Below are 16,512 nucleotides of genomic sequence, written 5' to 3' on the forward strand. Positions count from 1 at the left end.
CCGGATCGGACTCCGCGTTTCGCGGGCTCTGTCGCGCGGCTAACGATCGCGTAGGCGACGCAGCGCACTCGCGAACGCGCTCGTATCGCCGTCGAGCGGGGCGAAGAATTCGTGGTCGCAGTTCTCGACCGCGATTATCGCCCGATTCGCCAGTGCCACACCGGCTTCGGTGGGCACGAGGGCCTTGGCCCTGCGGTCGTGCGGATGGTCACGGCGCTCGAGCAGCCCCTTCTGCTCGAGTGCGCGCAAAACCTGGGAGGTCATCATCGGGTCGGTGGCGGCGTGGGCGGCCAGATCGCGTTGCATGACCGGTTCGTCGCGTCCCGCGGCGAGGTAGGTCAGCGCGGCCAGTAGGACGAACTGCACGTGGGTGAGGTCGTAGGAGGCGAGGGCCGCGCGCTGAGCGGCCTGCCATCGGTTGGTCACCTGCCAGAGCAAGAGGCCGGGACTTTCGTCCGCCTCGGAGAATCGGCTGCGCAGGCCGCGGTCCTCACTCATCTGCCTCCTTTACCACTGGTTCATCGATCATCGCCTGTGCGATCACCGCGAAATCGTGCGCGGTCAGTTCGACCAGTCCACGGCGCAGCACCATGCCCCAATTCGGCGTACTCGTGAGATCCAGTTCACCGCGCAGTTCGTCGATCGGTATCTCGCGAGCATCGGTCCGATAGTGCACCGCGCGCCGCCACGGCTGGAAGCAGCCACCTTCCTGCGGATCCGCCTGCCAGACCGGCCGGTCGTCGATGGTGCCGATAGCGGTGAAGGATCGGATCTGCGCACCGCTGCGCATACCCTCGCGCGGCGAGTAATAGAGGAATGCGTCGCCGGGACGCATGCGTTCGAGCGGCGTCCGCTTGCCATGGTTGACCTGGGCGATGCCGAGTTCGACACCGCGGCGCACATGATCCCGGGAGACCACCCCCAGCCAGTACTTCATACGAGCACCGCCTCAGCCGCGGCGACGAGCGCACGCAGATCGGGCTCCACCGAATCGGCGAGGTCCGCGCCCATCACCTTGGTCCAGAACCAGCTCAGCGGTCCCTCGATCGAGACGGTCACCGTCACCGTTGTTCGCTCGGGGCCGGTGGCTATCTGGTGGTCGAACGGCACCTCGGGACCGCCCTTCGGCTTCAAAGCGCCGGTGGCACCCTGCGCGAACGGGCCGTCCAGACGGACCCATTCGGTGTCGTTGTTCCATTCCGGCCAGGTGGCCATATCCGCCCATTTGGCAAAGAAGGCGGCGGGCGCCGCGGTCGACGTGGCCTGTGCGGTGGCGATCGTTGTCATGGATTTAGTATGCGCGCTTACTAAATCCATGCGCAAGTCGGGATTCGGAGTCCGGCGGAACAGGATCGGGCCGTCAAATGTTGAACCGTCCGTGACTGACGTGACTCCCGCTCTGACGATGTACTCGACCACCTGGTGCGGCTACTGCCGACGGCTGAAGAAGCAGTTGGACGAGTCCGGCATCAGCTATGTCGAGATCGATATCGAAGACGATCCCGCATCGGCCGAATTCGTCGGCAGTGTGAACGGCGGCAACCATGTGGTGCCGACGGTGAAGTTCGCGGATGGGTCAACGGCGACGAATCCGTCGCTGGCCGCGGTCAAACAGGCATTGGCCGCGCTGGCCTGATCAGGCTGCGATCGTTCCGTGCGGACCGAGTAGCCCGCACGGAACTTTCCCATGTCTTCGATCAGAGCGCGGCCCAGGACTCCACGATCGTGCGTGCGATGGAAATCGAGCCCGGCAGCAGTAACCGTGCGCCCTGGTTCTGGGCGGACCAGTCACCGACGGCCAGCGCCTCGCGCACCTCGGCCCGAGTGAACCAGTAGGCCTCGGCGATCTCGCCATCCGAAAAAATCAGCGGCTGATCGGGATCGGCGATGGCGGCGAAGCCGAGCATGAGCGAGCGCGGGAAAGGCCACGGCTGACTGCCCAGGTAGGTGATATCGCGCACGTCGAGTCCGACTTCCTCGCGCATCTCGCGCTCGACGCATCGCTCCAACGACTCCCCCGCCTCCACGAATCCGGCGAGCAGCGAGAACAGCGTCTTCGGCCAGGTGTGCTGGCGGGCCAGCAGAACCCGCTCGCCGCCGTCGTGGATCAAGCAGATGACGGCCGGATCGATCCGCGGAAACTCCTCGTGGCCGCTCTCGGTGACCCGCGACCAACCGCCCTTGGTCGCAGTGGACGCGGTGCCGTCGGCGGCATGGAATCCGGCCTTGTCATGCCAGTTCAGCAGGGCCATGGCGGAGGTGAGCAGGTCGGCGGTGAGATCGTCTAGGCCGCCCGCCATGGCGCGCAGATCGGTCAGCGTGCCCTGTAGTTCGGCATCACGTACGGCCCACACATGTTTGCCGCCGTGAATGCCGAGGAATACCGCGGCCCGACTCGGCTCGGCGGCCAGTTCGATCGCCGGTTCCAGTACCAACGCACCATCGTCGAAGCGGAACTGCCCGCGCTTATTGATCCGGAGCAACTCGGCATCGGCCCAGCCCTCCTTCAGCGCCTGTTCGTCGGCCCGGATCTCCTCGGCACGGTCGAGCACTGAACGCGAAAGCAGTGGAACACCATTGAGCTGAAATCCAGAGGCCACGGTTCGAGACTATCGTGCCGGTATTACCGGCGTGCGTGCCGGATGTAGAGCAGCTTGTCGGTCGCTTCCAGCGCATCCACCTCGGCTTCGCCCACTCGGATCAGCTCGCCGCCACGCACCACGCCGAGCACGATATCGCTGAGATGGCGCGGGGAGCCGCCGACCTCGGACGGTTCCACATCGCGTTCGGCGACCGCGAAGCCCTGTTCGGGAGTCAGCAGATCCTCGATCATCTCCACCACGGTGGGGGTGGTGGTGGCGATGCCGAGCAACCGGCCCGCGGTCTCGGAGGAAACGACCACCGAATCCGCACCGGACTGGCGCAGCAGGTGGGTGTTCTCGGCCTCCCGGATGGCGACCACGATCTTGGCGCTCTTATTGAGCTCGCGCGCCGTGAGACTCACCAGAACGGCGGTGTCGTCCCGGTTGGCGGCGACCACCACCGAGGCGGCCCGCTGCACACCGGCCAACCTGAGCACATCGGATTGGGTGGCCGAACCGTGCACCGTCACCAGACCCGCATTCGCCGCGCCCTCCAGCGCGACCGCATCGGTATCGACCACGACGATATCGGCGGGCTGTACGCCGTCGCCGAGCATGGCGTCGATCGCGGTGCGGCCCTTCGTCCCGTATCCGACGACCACGGTGTGATTACGCACGCTGCGCCTCCAACGCTGGATCTTGAATGCCTGCCGGGAGCGCTCGGTGAGCACGCCGATGGTGGTACCGACGAGCACGATGAGGAAGAGCACGCGTAGCGGGGTGATGATGACGATATTGGCCAACCTGGCCTCGGGAGTCACCGGCGCGATATCGCCGTAACCGGTGGTCGACAGCGATACCGTCGCGTAGTAGAAGGCGTCGAGGAACGACAGCTCGTCACCGGAATTGTCGTGGTACCCAGCGCGACCGAAATACACCACCAGCGCCGCGGCGAACAGCAGGCCGATCGCGAAGAGCACCCTGCGCACCAGTGAAGCCCATGGGCTGGTTTGGATTTCGGGAATGCGCAACACCCCGACCAGCGCGAAATCCGGACGACTGGACAGTCCGACACTGCGTGCGCGATCACCGAACACCGGACGCACCCGCCCCTGTACTCGCCACGGTCTCGGCCGTCTCCGGCGTTGCTTGTCCCTCCGGCACGCACGGCAGCCTACCGGGTCCCGGCACCCATGCCTGGCGCCGACGCGAACGGTGGGTGAATCTCTGGATCATTGCGGGGGCGTCGGCGCCGCATTCCGGATCAGCTCGGCCAGTTCGGCCGGGCCGGGAAGCTCGACGGGTGCGATGGTGCGCCCGGTCCGCACGTAATGGAATGCGGCGCCGACGCGTTCGAGCATTTCCGTCTCGGTGCCGTGGTCGCGCGCCGCCATCAGCCTGGCCCAGGCCAATCGGTAGACGGCCAGCTGCATGGCGACCGCGGGCTCGTCGGCGGGTGCGGGTTCGGCGCCGGTTTTCCAGTCGACCACGATCCAGCCGCCACCGGGTTCGGCGAAGACCGCGTCCATCCGGCCGCGGATCACCGTGCCGGCGATGGAGGTTTCGAAGGGGATCTCTACTTCGAGCGGGCTGCGATGGGCCCATGGCGAGTTGAGGAAAGACTCCTGCATGGTGACCAACTCGGTGTCCAGGCCCGCGTCAGCGGCGGTGTTGTCGGCAGCACCGGGAAGTTCGTCGAAGGCGAGCAGGCGGTCGGCGGCGAACCAGCGCTGCACCCAGGCGTGGAAGGCCGTGCCGCGGCGGGCCAGCGGGTTCGGTGGGAAGGGCAGTGGGCGACGCAGGCGGGCGGCGAGTTCGGCTGGGTCGGCACGCATTTCGACCAGGGCGGTCGCGGCGATCTGGCCGGGGAGTTCGACTTCCTGGGCGATGGCTTGGTCGGCTTCGAATTCGGCGAGGAGGGCGTCGACGTCGGCGGCCCAGCCATCGGGGTCGGCGGGGTCGAGCGAATGGCTTCGGGGTGGTGCGGGTTCAGAGGTCGATGGGGCGAATTCGTCGGGGGGCGGCACTAAGTCGTCGAAGGGCGGCACTAAGTCGTCGGAGGGAGGCCCGAACTCGTCGGGACTCGGTTCGAAGTCGCTGAGGGATGGTTCGAGCTTGTCGGGAACGGGTTCGAAGGCGCTGGGGGAAGGCCCGAACTCGTCGGGATATGGTTCGAGTTCGTGTGTGGGCGGCTGGGATTCGTCCTCACGGTGTGGATCCGGCGCACCAAGGGTGTTCGCGGACAGTTCGTAGGAGTCATCGAATACTGCGGGCGCATCGGGAAAGTCGGGCGGGGGAACATCGGCATACGGATCGACCGACAGTGCGGCGGCGGCGGAATCATCGGCGCGAGCAGCCGTTGTCATCGGGGCGGCAAAGTTGTCGGTGGCAGGGTCTACAGTCGGTGCCATGTCGATGTCATGGGGCGCGAGGTCCGCGAAATCGACTGAGGCAGTTGCTTTGTCACGGGTAGTGGCTTGGGCCGTACGGTTGGTGACGTCTGTGGGTTGCGCCGCGAGTTCGGCGAGGGCGGCGCGGACGAGGGATGCACCCTGTTCGATCGGGTCGCGGCGCTTGCCGAGGGGGTCGCGGGGCCATTCGGCGGTTGCGGGGTTGTCGGTGAAGGGGTTGACGGCATCGACGTCGGGGGCATCGTCCCACCGGTCGATGGTGACCGCGCCATTGGTCGGACTGTCAGGGGCCTCGCTGGCGTGTTTGAGTTCCAGGAGGAAATCCGATGGGCCCTTCGGTGCGGTGCCGGTTTCGGCCCAGTGGTGGGCGGAGACGAACAGGACGCGTTCGGTTCTGGTGAGGGCGACGTAGAACAGGCGCCGGTCTTCGTCGATGCGGCGGCGGTCCAGGGACTCCTTGTGGGACTTGATCGCTCGTTCCAGATCGGCGCGGTCGTAGAGATCGGCGAGGTCGAGTACGGGCACGCCCTCGGCGGCATCGTCCTGTCTGCGGTCACCGCGCAGGGAAGTGGGGAGTTCGGCCAGCGCGCCGAGCCAGGTGCCCGAGGCCGCGCCGGAGGGAAAGACGCCGCGCGTCACGTGCGGTACCGCGACGATCTCCCATTCCAGCCCCTTGGCCGCGTGCACGGTCAGCACCTGGACGCGATCCCGTGCGACCTCGACTTCGCCCGGCTCGAGTCCGTTTTCAACGGATTCGGCGGCGGCGAGGAAAGCGAGCAGGCCGCCGAGCGAGGCGCCCGAATCGCTGGCGTAACCGGCGACCACCTCGGCGAAGGCGTCCAGATGTTCGCGTCCCGCACCGGCGCCGAGCATGGCGCGACGAGCCTGGGTTTCCACGCCGACGCCGATGGTGCGCTCCACATCCGAGACCAGTTCAGCGAGCGGCTGACCGCTGCGCTCACGCAATGCGGCGAGTTCTCGGCCCAATGCGACGATGCGTTGGAATCCGGACTCCGAATACTGTTCCGGTGGACCGGGGTCGGCGATCGCATCGGCCAGGCCCGCCTGTTCGGCCGGTTCGGGGGCCACCTCGCGCAATGCCTCGGCCAGTGCGGTCGAATCGGTGATCTCGTTGACTTCATTGCCGTGCAGACGGCCGATCGACAGATCTCTGGCGCGGCTGGCCAGGGCGGCGAGGTCCGCGACGCCGATGCGCCAGCGAGCGCCGGTGAGTATCCTCATGGCCGCGCTGCCCGCACCCGGTTCGGCGATCAACCGCAGCGTCGCGACGATATCGGCGACCTCAGGGGTGGCGAGCAGACCGCCGAGGCCGACGATTTCCACCGGAAGGCCTTGTTCGCGTAGAGCTTCGGCAAGCGGGGCGGCATCGGCATTGCGACGCACCAGTACCGCCGAAGTCGGCGGCGGCTCCCCCGCCTCGCGTTTCACCGCCCATTCCGCGGCGATCCGGACCGCCACCCAATTCCGTTCGTCGGCAATGGTTTCGGTGAGAGCCAGAGCAACAACGCCCGGCTCGGCATCGGGTTTCGCGCGCAGTGCGTCGACGGTTACGCCGCCGCTGTCGATGGCATTTCGGCGCAATGGTTCGGCGACCAGATTCGCCAAAGCCAATGCCTCCGGCGGGTTCCGCCAGCTGGTCAGTAGCGGCAGGATCGGCGCGGGAACGCCTGGAGCGCTCGGGAAATCGGTGGCGAACCTGGGCAGGTTGGCTGCCGACGCGCCGCGCCAGCCGTAAATGGACTGCATCGGATCGCCGACCGCGGTCACCGCCAGTCGCTGTTCGCCACGACTGGTTGTCCTTTGCTCAGCATCGGACCGACGCCCGAGTCTCGCATCGCCGTCACTCCGGCGAACCTCCGAGTCGGCCCGATGGGAGCCGGAGCCGCTTCCGCCAGCGTCGGGCACACTCCGATAAGAGCCGGGGTCGCTTCCGTCAGGCTTGAACGCACCGCGGTCGGAGCCGAAGTCGCCCCCACCGGCATCGAACTCACCGCCGTCGGAGCGAGGTTCGGCCCGGCGAACGTCGGGGTCGATCGGCGTATGGGACGACGGGAGCTGGTCGACCCCGATGTCAGCGCTGGACTTCGATGGAGCGGTGGCCTTGCGTGCGCGCCTGGCCTGCGGTTGCGCAGGCAATCCGCCGAAAAGCGAAGCGAGCAGAATGCGTTGGGCGTGGCCGGTGTCCTGGTATTCGTCGAGTAGGACCAGGCGGAAGCGGGCGCATTCGGCGGCGGCGACTTCGGGATGTTCGGCGGCGAGGCGTGCGGCCAGAGACATCTGCGCGCCGAAATCCAGTGCGCCGCGCCGGCGTAACGCCTCGGCCAGCTGCTTGACCAGGGGCAGCAGGGCGACCCGTTCGCGCTGCACCTGGACGATATTCTGCAGGGCCTGGCTCGGTCCGCCGCGTTGGCGTGGGCCGGCAGGCAAAGTGTGCACCAGTTTTTCGAGTTCGGTATGGGCCTCGGCGAGCTGTTCGGGTTCCACCAGATGTTCGGCGAGTTGACCGGATAGCGCGAGCACCGCCTCGGTCACCGAGACCGGAGTGCGCTCGGTGTCGAGGTCGCCGTCCCAGTTGCGAACCACCTGGTGGGCGAGCTGCCACAGCTGGGTTTCGGTGAGCAGTGTCGCGGCGGGTTCCACCGGCAGCAGCAGGCCGTGCTGGGTGAGCAGGCGGCCCGCATATGAGTGGTAGGTGCTGATCTCGGGTTCGGCGCCGGAGAGTTGGGCGCGCAGCTCACCGCCGGTGTCGAGGTCGCGCAGCAGCGGTGAACCCGCCAGCCGGGCCAGCCGGGTGCGGATGCGGGAGGTCAACTGCTGGGCGGCTTTTCGAGTGAAGGTCAGACCGAGGACCTCGTCGGGCAGCACCAGGCGATTCGCGACCATCCACACCACGCGGGCGGCCATGGTCTCGGTTTTGCCCGCGCCCGCACCGGCCACCACCAGGGTCGGTCCTGGTGGGGCCGCGATCACCGCGGCCTGCTCCTCGGTGGGTGTCGGCAGGCCAAGCGCCTCCGCGAGCCGGTTCGGCGATACGGTGGCGTTCATTCGTCGGTCACCTGCCTTCCGGTGTCCTGGACGGGGCAGCTGCCCGCGACCGAACAGTGCCTGCAGCCGTCGTTGCGCATGGCGAGGTAGCTCGGGCCCTGGGTTGCGGCAGCGGCATCATGAATCGTGCCACGCCATTTGTCGAGCGCTTCGGCATCCAGCGGAGGTTGCATGCGCTGCGTTGCGCCCTCCTTGCTGCTGGGCTTGGCGACGTAGACAAGCCGCGCACCGCCGGGTTCGCCTGTGGGGCCGGTCTCGCTGGTGTACGGACCCGATTCGCCTGCGGCAGATTCGTCCTGCGCGCGGTCGGATTCGGAGGTGGACTCGGCAATGGTGATGTCGAGTGCGCCAGCGGCGGCCGCTACCTGATAGGTGGCGAGCTGGGCGTGGTCGGCGGCGGCCTGTTTGGTGACCGGCGACTTCCCGGTTTTCACATCGACGATGACGAACCGGCCGAAGGCATCGCGCTCCAGTCGGTCGACTCGGCCGCGGATCCGCACGGCGGGTTCGTCTTCCGTGCGCGGTGGCAGGACGCAGTCGACCGGGACCTCCACACCGGCCTGGGTCAGTTCACCCCGGGTATTGCGCACCCAGGCCATGAAGGTCTCCAGCATGGCCTCGGTGCGGCGCAGTTCCTGGCGGGAATGCCAGCCGGTGCCGGGATCGATGGCCTGCCATGCCTTGTCCAATGCGGCACGGACCTGTGATTCGGGCACCTTGCCCGCCAGCGCCTGGACGAGGGTGTGCACCAGATTGCCCTTGACGGCGTGCGGGTTATCGCCGTCGGTGCCGCCGTGACGTTCCAGTGCCCAGCGCAGCGGGCAAGTGCGCAACAGCTCGACGGTGGATGGGGACAGGGCAACCGCGGTCTCGTCGTCATCCCAGAGTGAACGCGACGAACTGAGATCAGCTGTGCCGTACCACTGGTCGGGATGCGTACCCGGCACCCCGGCGTGGGCCAGCCGGGCGAGTTGATGGGCGGCACGCCGTCTGCGCTCTGGTTCGGCCTCGGAATCGCAAACCACCCCGCGCAATTCGGCCACCAGCGCATGCATGACCAGAGCGCGCCCCGGATCGGCGACCGGAAGCGCGCCGGGTTCACTGTCATCGTCGTGGCCGAGGAGTTCAGCCAGAAACCGAGAGGGGACGAGATCGCGTTCACCCGAGACCGATTCCACGGCCGTCACCAGTAGCGAGCGCCTGGTCCGACTGCACGCGACCAGCAGCAATCTGCGCTCCTCGGCCATGATCGGAGCGGCACGACTCACCACCTCCCCCGCGTCGATAATGCCCGCGGTGAGATCGACCAGATCCTCGGTCTGCAGCAGGGTGCCGCGCGGGCGTGGATTCGGCCAAATACCTTCCTGCACAGCGGCGACCGCGACCACATCCCACTCCCGGCCAGCGGACGCATGCGCGCTGAGTAGCGCGACCGCATTTCCCGCCGCGGTCAGCGACCTGGTGTCGTGCGGAATCTCCTGCTGCACAAGGAATTCGACGAAACCCTCGATGCTCGCGCGCGGCAGTCGATCCACGTACGCGGCTGCGGCATCGAATAGTCCGACGGCGGCATCCAGATCGCGATCGGCCTGCATACCCGCCGCCCCACCGCGTTCGGACTGCGCCACCCATCGACGCTCCAACCGCGACCCGGTCCACAGCGCCCACAGCACATCCTCGAGGCCGGCACCGCGGCGCCGAGTCTTGATTGCCCGGTCGAGTGAATCGAACACCCGCTTCAGGGGCCCCGCCTCGACATCGGTCAGCCGCGCCATGATCCGACGATCGGCGCGGCCGATCAGCAGATCACGCAGCACCTCCGCCGAGGATTTGTCGACATACCCACGCCATTCCGAATCGCTGTCGTCCGGTTCGGGTGCCGAAGAGTCCCCTTCCGGGTCGCCGCTGCTCCGCGCGGAAGCGACTGCGTCTCCCTGATCGGTTCGCAGTGCGTTCCGTTCGGCCTCACCCGCACCCAACTCAGCGTCATCCGTACCCCGCCCCGCCTCGTCGATGTCCGATCCGGACTGGGCACTCTGCCATTCCAAATCTCGGCTACGGAATTCCGGCTCGATGCCATACCAATCGGCATCGTCGGTGATCCGCTCGACTTGGCCGATGTTGCTTTCAGCTGTCGTGACATTCCGTTCGGAGCTGTCCGCCCCGGCGGCGAAGCTTTCCTCGTCCGGCGGGAACGCTTCCTCACCCGGTGTGAAACCCTCAGCGGTCCAATCGGGTTCATCACCCGGCGCGGAACTCGCAGATGCTCGTGCGGCCTTGATTTCGCTGCGTGCGGACTCCAGCACACTGCGTCGAATACCGCGACGCAACCGGCGCAAACTGATCTGATCGGCGCCGCCGAGTGGTCCGGCCAGCAGATCCAAGGCGTCTTCGGCCGAGAACATCGCATCGGCCGCACGTCGACGACCACGCTGCTGCGCATCCTCCGCGAGCACCGCGCGCAATGCGAGCAGCATCCAGGCCGCGCCGCGGCGGCGCGCCAATGGCGCGTCGAGTGCGGGCTGTTGTACGGGCACTCCGGCCGCCAATAGGGCGCGGCGCAGCGGAGCCAATGACAACGGCACCGAGCGGACGATCACCGCCATGCGCGACCACGGCACACCATCGGTGAGGTGGGCGCGGCGCAAATGGTCGGCGATCAGGGCCGCTTCCTTCGCGGGAGTGGCGAGTACCCGCACGCGCACCTCGGTGTCGTCGTCCTTCGCTGCGGCCGCGTGATCAGGTGCCGAAAAGCGTTGTGGCGCACTGCCTGGCAACTTGGCCGCGATCCGCGCGACGGCCAGTTCCACCGCGCCACCCGATCGGTGATTGTCCCGCAGGATGATTCGCTGTCCATCCGGTGCGGCCAGCTCCGCGACAAAGCGCGAATCCGCACCGCGGAAGGCGAATACGCCCTGGTCCGGATCGCCCGCCACGACCGAGGTATGCGCGGCCGTACCCATGACCCGCACCAGCAGCGCGGCCTGCGGATCCAGATGCTGGGCATCGTCGACCAGCAGGTATCGGATCCGATTCCGTTCGGCGGCAAGCAGATCGGCATCGCCGGCCAGCGCATCCAGCGCGGCCCCGATGAGTTCGGCCGCGTCCAGCGCGGGCGCGGTCGCCTCGGGCGCTTCCACCCCGACCGACCAGCGCAGCAGCATCGACTGCTCGTAGCGGACCGCGAATTTGCCCGCCGCCACCCATTCCGGCCGACCGTGCTCGCGGCCGAGCCGCACCAGATCCTCGGGGCCGAGTCCGCGTTCGGTGGCCCGCAGCATGAGATCGCGCAACTGTTCGGCGAATCCGCCGAGGCCCAGTGCGGGCTGCAGCCGCTCCGGCCACAGACCGCTGGCTCCGGCCGCGATATCGATCAGATCGCCGCGCAGCATTTCGCGCAGTACGGCATCCTGCTCGGCACCGGTCAGCAAACGCGGCGGCGGATTGCCGTGCGCGCTGGCATGTCTGCGCAACACCGAGAACGCGTAGGAATGCAGTGTGCGCACCAGCGGTTCCCTGGTTGCGCCGGGGACCCCGCCCTCGGCGGAGCCGGGATCGGTCAGCCGGACGGTAATGGCGTCGCGCACCATGCTCGCCGCCTGCTTCGAATGGGTCAGTACCAGCACCGATTCCGGGTCGGCGCCCGCGGCGATGCGGTCGGCGGCCAGATCGATCAGCAGTGCTGTCTTGCCGGTTCCCGGTCCGCCGAGCACCTGCCACGGCCGCCAGTCCGGCCGAATCGGGCCGACCGTCGCCGCGGCATCGAATAGCGCGCGGACATCGGCACCCCAGGTCCGAGCCGGGGGTGCCGCCACATTCCGGCGAACAAGTCGCACCGCGCTATCCGATCGCACCACGCGGGCTATTGCAACAGACACCTCCGACACGCCACGCGGGCGATTCACCGATCGGTGAGGTCGGACACAGCGCCTGGATCTGCGGCGGATTTCCAGATGCGCCACTATGAGACCTGTGCCGCCTCTCAATGTGTACCGGTTCGGGCCTGACGACGGCCCGAAAGTCCTGGCCCTGCACGGTGTCACCGGCCACGGCAAACGCTGGGAGGATCTCGCCACCCGACATCTGCCCGATGTCCGGCTGATCGCTCCCGACCTGCGCGGACACGGTCGCTCGACCGCGTTGCCGCCGTGGAACTTCGAGACCATCGTCGAGGATCTGGTCGAACTGCTCAACGCGGAGACCGACGAACCGGTGGTCGTCGTCGCGCACTCCTTCGGCGGCGCCTGTGCCCTGCATCTGGTGCATCACCATCCGCATCTGGTGCGCAAGCTGATTCTGCTCGATTCGGCGATCGCGCTGGAGGCCGAGCGCCTGATGGATATCGCACTGTCCAGCCTGGCCTCACCGGACTACGACACGGTCGAGCATGCCCGCCAGGACAAGATCGCGACCGGCTGGGGCGAGGTGGAGCCACGCCTGCTCGATGCCGAACTCATCGAACATCTGATGCCGACCGCCGACGGCCGGGTCGGCTGGCGGATCAGCCTGCCCGCCATCAACTCCTACTGGGGTCAGCTGGCCAGGCACTATGTGCTGCCACCCAGTGACCTGCCGACGATCCTGGTGCAGGCCATGAAGGTGATGCCGCCCTTCGTCACCCCGGAGTTCCGCGCCGCCCTCACCACGCATATGGGCGACGATCTGACCGTGCTCGAATGGGACTGCGACCATATGGTCGCCCAGGCTCGTCCGGCCGAGACCGCGGCACTGATCCGATCGGTTCTGTAATGCCCACCACCGACGCCGAGGTCGAGCGGGTGCGCGCGCTGGTCGCGACCGTGCCGCCGGGCCGGGTCGTCACCTACGGTGATATCGCCGCGGCGGCGGGATTGTCCACCCCGCGCACGGTCGGCTGGATCATGCGCACCGACTCCGCCGATCTGCCATGGCATCGGGTGATCGGTGCGGGCGGTAAGCCCGCCGCGCATCTGGCCGATCGTCAGTTGCGCCTGCTGGCCGCCGAGGGCGTGCCGATCCGCGAGGGCCGAGTGGACCTGCGCGCCGCGCGTTTCCGGCTCCCGTAAACGGCCCCGCCGCCCTCCATCGGCGGTTAACGTTGAAATATGTCCACCCGCCTGGTGTGTGTCGTCTTCGATGCCGACCGGCCCCGGTTCGTCGCGGACTTCTGGGCCGAGTTGCTCGGCTGGACGGTGACGCTCGACCGCCCCGACGAGGTCGATGTGGCGGCACCCGATCCGGACGGCCTCGACCTAGCCCTGACCTTCCTGCCAGCGGCACGCGCGAAGGACAGCAAGAACCGGTTGCATTTGGATCTGGCCAGTCGCTCGCTCGACCATCAGCAGGTGCAGGTGGACCGCGCATTGGCACTCGGCGCACGTCATGTCGATATCGGGCAGGGCGTGGTGCCGTGGGTGGTGCTCGCTGATCCGGAGGGCAACGAGTTCTGCGTGCTGGAGCCGCGCGAGGAGTATGTGGATACCGGTGCGGTCGCCGCCATCGTGATCGATACGCACGATCCGGCGCGGCTGGCCGAGTTCTGGTGCACCGCCTCCGGCTGGCCGATCGCCTACGGCGGCGCGCGGGTGGCCGGACTGCGCTCGGCGACGGGGCTCGGTTCCTGGCTGGAGTTCGTCCATACGCCTGATGTGAAGTGCGGCCGCAATCGACTGCGCCTGGACCTGGCGCCCTTCCCCACCGACGATCCGGCCACCGAGGTCGCCCGATTACGTGCCGCGGGCGCGACCCCGGTCGACGACGCGGATGGTGCGCCCGAGGTGGTGCTCGCCGATCCGGAGACGAATGAGTTCTGCCTGCGCCGACCGGCCCAGGACTATTCGACGGTCTAGTCCTTCGACCGCTGGAACCCGACCGCCCTCCCCGGATCTGTACACCCGACGAATTAGCATGTCGGCCATGCCCTCTCTCGCGCCAGGCACTAACCGGTGACCGCCGCAGACGCGATCGTGCTCGCGGGCGGACGCGCCAGCCGCATGGGGGGCGTCGATAAGCCCGCCATCGTGATCGGCGGTCGATCCATGCTCGATGCGGCCTTGGCCGCTGTGGCACGGTGTCCGCGGACCGTGGTGGTCGGACCGCATCGGCCGGAATTGGACGCGCGGATCGTGCAGGTGCGGGAGGTACCACCGGGTTCGGGTCCGGTCGCCGCGGTGGGAGCCGGATTGCGCGCGCTCGGCCCGGCGCCCGCCCCGCTGGTGGTGGTGCTCGCGGCGGATCTGCCGTTCCTGTCGCAGGCGACAGTGACCGAGTTGATTCGGCACGGCTCCGAATCCGGCGCGGATGCGGTCTTCGCGGCCGACGAATCCGGTCGACCGCAGTACCTGATCGGCGTGTGGCGACGGACGGCGCTGGCGGCCGCGTTGGACCGGCTGGATTCGCTGATCAATCAGCCGATGAAGGCGCTGATCCCGCCGGATACGGCTACCGTCACCATGGCGGGTATCGCCGATTGCGATACCGAGGAGCAGGTGCAAAGGGCCAGGATGGCTTGGGACACCGGTGCGACTCGACCCGCACCGCAAGCTGCGGTTTCGGCAACGCCGCTGCCACTCGACGAGGCACGGGATGTCCTGCGCGCCAATATCTCTCGACTCACCGAGTATCGTGCCGAATTGGGTTCCGTGCGCGGCGCCGCGCTCGCCGCACCGCTGACAGCGGTCGCATCACTGCCGCGCTTCGATGTCTCCGCGATGGACGGATACGCGGTAGCCGGTGACGGACCGTGGCGTTTGCGGCGCGATATCGGCTTCGCGGGCGGTCGGCGACCGGTCGGGCTGTTGCCCGGTGAAGCGGTGCGGATCGCCACCGGAGCACATGTGCCCGACGGCACCACGCGGGTGCTGCGTGACGAATTCGCGCGGATCGAGCATGACGAAATGCTGTACCAACATGAGGATTCCCCGCTGCGCGACGATATCCGCCGCCGCGGCGAGGACCGCGCCCCCGGCGATCTCATCGCTCCAGCGGGCACACCGGTCACGGCTGGGCTGATTTCCGCCGCCGCCAGTGTGGAGGTGACCGATGCGGTGGTACGCGGCCCGGTGCGGGCCCGCATCATCATGACCGGCGACGAGATCCGCAGCACCGGCCCGCTGCAGACCGGCCAGACCCGCGACTCGATCGGGCCGATCCTGCCGGATGTGCTGTCCTGGTATGGAATTCGGGCGATCGATCGGGTGCACCTGCGCGATACTCCGCGCGGCTTCGACGAGGTGCTCGGTGCGGCGCACGATTGCGATCTACTGGTGATCGTCGGCGCGACGGGCGGTGGCGCGGCGGACCAGTTGCGCGGGGCGATCGCCCGTGCCGAGGCCCGAATCCTGGTGCACCGCTTGAAATTGCGTCCGGGCGGCTCCACTGTAGTCGCCGAATTATCCAGCGGTACAACCGTTCTCGGTCTGCCGGGAAATCCCTTCGCGGCTGTTGCCGTGCTGATGGCGCTCTCACCCGCGCTCGTCGAGGGTCGAACCGGAAGCCATCCCTCGCGACCGTTGATCGGGCCGCTGCGCAATGCGAGCGCGATCTCCGGACCCGCCACCCGCATGGTCCCGGCACGACTCGCCCCCTACGGCGGTTGGCTGGGCGATCCGCAGATCCGCACCACCCATCTGGGCGGCCTTATCGACCGTGACGGCCTGGTCGTCGTCCCCGCCGGGGCCACCGACGACGACCTCGTCGAATTCCTCCCGCTCCGGGTGTAAAGAATCGATTTCTTCTTCCACTGCTGATGTCCGCTCGCTATTGTGTGATGGTTAGGCGAATACAACATCACTTCGGAAAGGACCGAGTGGAGATGGCTGAAAAGTCGAAGAAAACGCCTAAGAAAATGCCCAAGCAGATGGAACGGCAGCAGCAACAGCAGCGCCAGGACCAGGGCATGAACCGATCCGGCCAGACCAGCGATCGCGATCGCATGGAAGGCGATCAGCGAGGCCAGGGTTCAGAGCGGCGAGGCGCTGACCAGCGCCGAACCGGACAGCACTGATCTGAAACGGGCCGCCGGTTCCTCAGCGTGAGCCGGCGGCCCGGTTGTGCGTGGCTCGTCTCGTTTCCCGGTGTCGGGTTCGGAGCCGTTGGAAAACTATTCACGGCAATATGTTCCGGCCGGTCGATCCTTAATCCTTTCGAACGCGTCACGCCTGGTTCGAATTTTGCCGCCGATGGGCATGCCCCGGCGGGTTGCCTTTTGCACGCGGAAATTATGCGTGCTATTCGTCGAATGACGATTCCAGCACATAAGCAATCATTTTTCGACTCGCCCGTTGAGCCGGATGTCAGGCGCCGAGACGGAGTGGCGCCGGGCGGTCAGGGATGCGACGGGCGACTGCTTCCAGGAGGCGGCGTGTGTAGTCGGCCCGAGGGGATGCGTATACCTCGGCGACGGGTCCGGTTTCGACGACGGCACCCGCGCGTAGGACCACCATGGGGTCGGCGAACTGGCGGACCACCGCGTG

13 protein-coding genes are annotated in these 16,512 nt (G+C 67.5%); 6 read left to right on the forward strand and 7 right to left on the reverse strand.

Annotation, left to right across the window (positions count from 1 at the left end):
* Positions 1-39 precede the first annotated feature (39 nt).
* The 3 genes from ACQP2U_RS34080 to ACQP2U_RS34090 are packed head-to-tail and all read right to left on the reverse strand — an operon-like array spanning position 40 to position 1,287.
* A complete protein-coding gene (locus ACQP2U_RS34080) occupies positions 40-498 on the reverse strand; it encodes a MarR family winged helix-turn-helix transcriptional regulator (RefSeq protein WP_433711254.1) in 459 nt (152 codons plus the stop codon).
* Positions 491-937 carry an EVE domain-containing protein gene (locus ACQP2U_RS34085; RefSeq protein WP_433711255.1) on the reverse strand — a complete coding sequence of 149 codons (447 nt, stop codon included), beginning with the start codon at positions 935-937 and terminating at the stop codon, positions 491-493. Before ACQP2U_RS34085 ends, ACQP2U_RS34080 begins: the two co-directional genes overlap by 8 nt.
* A complete protein-coding gene (locus tag ACQP2U_RS34090; RefSeq protein ID WP_433711257.1) occupies positions 934-1,287 on the reverse strand; it encodes an SRPBCC family protein in 354 nt (117 codons plus the stop codon). The genes ACQP2U_RS34085 and ACQP2U_RS34090 overlap by 4 nt, the downstream gene beginning before the upstream one ends.
* Before the next feature lie 118 nt (positions 1,288-1,405).
* On the opposite strand from ACQP2U_RS34090, the gene ACQP2U_RS34095 reads away from it, so the two are divergent.
* Positions 1,406-1,636 (forward strand): mycoredoxin, encoded by a 231-nt coding sequence (locus tag ACQP2U_RS34095; protein WP_364356912.1) that lies wholly within the window; start codon positions 1,406-1,408, stop codon positions 1,634-1,636.
* Between the two features lie 61 nt (positions 1,637-1,697).
* Here the strand turns inward: ACQP2U_RS34095 and nudC are convergent, their stop codons facing one another.
* The 4 genes from nudC to ACQP2U_RS34115 all read right to left on the reverse strand — a co-directional run bounded on the left by nudC (position 1,698) and on the right by ACQP2U_RS34115 (position 11,937).
* Positions 1,698-2,600, reverse strand: coding sequence for an NAD(+) diphosphatase (gene nudC, locus ACQP2U_RS34100; protein ID WP_433711258.1), 903 nt, complete (start codon positions 2,598-2,600; stop codon positions 1,698-1,700).
* Between the two features lie 23 nt (positions 2,601-2,623).
* Complete coding sequence (locus ACQP2U_RS34105; protein ID WP_433711259.1) at positions 2,624-3,679, reverse strand: potassium channel family protein; 1,056 nt, start codon at positions 3,677-3,679, stop codon at positions 2,624-2,626.
* Between the two features lie 135 nt (positions 3,680-3,814).
* Positions 3,815-8,059, reverse strand: a complete 4,245-nt coding sequence (locus tag ACQP2U_RS34110; protein WP_433711260.1) for a UvrD-helicase domain-containing protein — start codon at positions 8,057-8,059, stop codon at positions 3,815-3,817.
* Complete coding sequence (locus tag ACQP2U_RS34115) at positions 8,056-11,937, reverse strand: PD-(D/E)XK nuclease family protein (protein WP_433711262.1); 3,882 nt, start codon at positions 11,935-11,937, stop codon at positions 8,056-8,058. The genes ACQP2U_RS34110 and ACQP2U_RS34115 overlap by 4 nt, the downstream gene beginning before the upstream one ends.
* Before the next feature lie 85 nt (positions 11,938-12,022).
* Between ACQP2U_RS34115 and ACQP2U_RS34120 the strand changes: the two genes are divergently transcribed.
* The 5 genes from ACQP2U_RS34120 to ACQP2U_RS34140 all read left to right on the forward strand — a co-directional run bounded on the left by ACQP2U_RS34120 (position 12,023) and on the right by ACQP2U_RS34140 (position 16,043).
* Complete coding sequence (locus tag ACQP2U_RS34120) at positions 12,023-12,808, forward strand: alpha/beta fold hydrolase (RefSeq protein ID WP_433711264.1); 786 nt, start codon at positions 12,023-12,025, stop codon at positions 12,806-12,808.
* Positions 12,808-13,104: an MGMT family protein gene (locus tag ACQP2U_RS34125; protein ID WP_397035239.1), complete on the forward strand. Its 297-nt coding sequence runs from the start codon at positions 12,808-12,810 to the stop codon at positions 13,102-13,104. Before ACQP2U_RS34120 ends, ACQP2U_RS34125 begins: the two co-directional genes overlap by 1 nt.
* 39 nt (positions 13,105-13,143) lie before the next feature.
* Positions 13,144-13,887, forward strand: coding sequence for a VOC family protein (locus ACQP2U_RS34130; RefSeq protein WP_433711266.1), 744 nt, complete (start codon positions 13,144-13,146; stop codon positions 13,885-13,887).
* A gap of 96 nt (positions 13,888-13,983) precedes the next feature.
* Positions 13,984-15,759: an NTP transferase domain-containing protein gene (locus tag ACQP2U_RS34135; protein WP_433711267.1), complete on the forward strand. Its 1,776-nt coding sequence runs from the start codon at positions 13,984-13,986 to the stop codon at positions 15,757-15,759.
* 92 nt (positions 15,760-15,851) lie between these two features.
* Entirely contained in the window at positions 15,852-16,043 is a 192-nt protein-coding gene (locus ACQP2U_RS34140; protein ID WP_397035242.1) for a hypothetical protein, read from the forward strand.
* Positions 16,044-16,512 lie beyond the last annotated feature (469 nt).

The sequence above is a fragment of the Nocardia sp. CA-084685 genome, assembly GCF_050955785.1.
Lineage (GTDB): Bacteria > Actinomycetota > Actinomycetes > Mycobacteriales > Mycobacteriaceae > Nocardia.

What these genes read in the sequence shown, in the direction of transcription:
- ACQP2U_RS34120 (WP_433711264.1), top strand. Translation starts at nt 12,023, where the DNA reads ATGAGACCTGTGCCGCCTCTCAATGTGTACCGGTTCGGGCCTGACGAC.
- ACQP2U_RS34125 (WP_397035239.1), top strand. Translation starts at nt 12,808, where the DNA reads ATGCCCACCACCGACGCCGAGGTCGAGCGGGTGCGCGCGCTGGTCGCG.
- ACQP2U_RS34085 (WP_433711255.1), bottom strand. Translation starts at nt 937, where the DNA reads ATGAAGTACTGGCTGGGGGTGGTCTCCCGGGATCATGTGCGCCGCGGT.
- ACQP2U_RS34110 (WP_433711260.1), bottom strand. Translation starts at nt 8,059, where the DNA reads ATGAACGCCACCGTATCGCCGAACCGGCTCGCGGAGGCGCTTGGCCTG.
- ACQP2U_RS34140 (WP_397035242.1), top strand. Translation starts at nt 15,852, where the DNA reads ATGGCTGAAAAGTCGAAGAAAACGCCTAAGAAAATGCCCAAGCAGATG.
- ACQP2U_RS34080 (WP_433711254.1), bottom strand. Translation starts at nt 498, where the DNA reads ATGAGTGAGGACCGCGGCCTGCGCAGCCGATTCTCCGAGGCGGACGAA.
- ACQP2U_RS34090 (WP_433711257.1), bottom strand. Translation starts at nt 1,287, where the DNA reads ATGACAACGATCGCCACCGCACAGGCCACGTCGACCGCGGCGCCCGCC.
- ACQP2U_RS34130 (WP_433711266.1), top strand. Translation starts at nt 13,144, where the DNA reads ATGTCCACCCGCCTGGTGTGTGTCGTCTTCGATGCCGACCGGCCCCGG.
- ACQP2U_RS34095 (WP_364356912.1), top strand. Translation starts at nt 1,406, where the DNA reads ATGTACTCGACCACCTGGTGCGGCTACTGCCGACGGCTGAAGAAGCAG.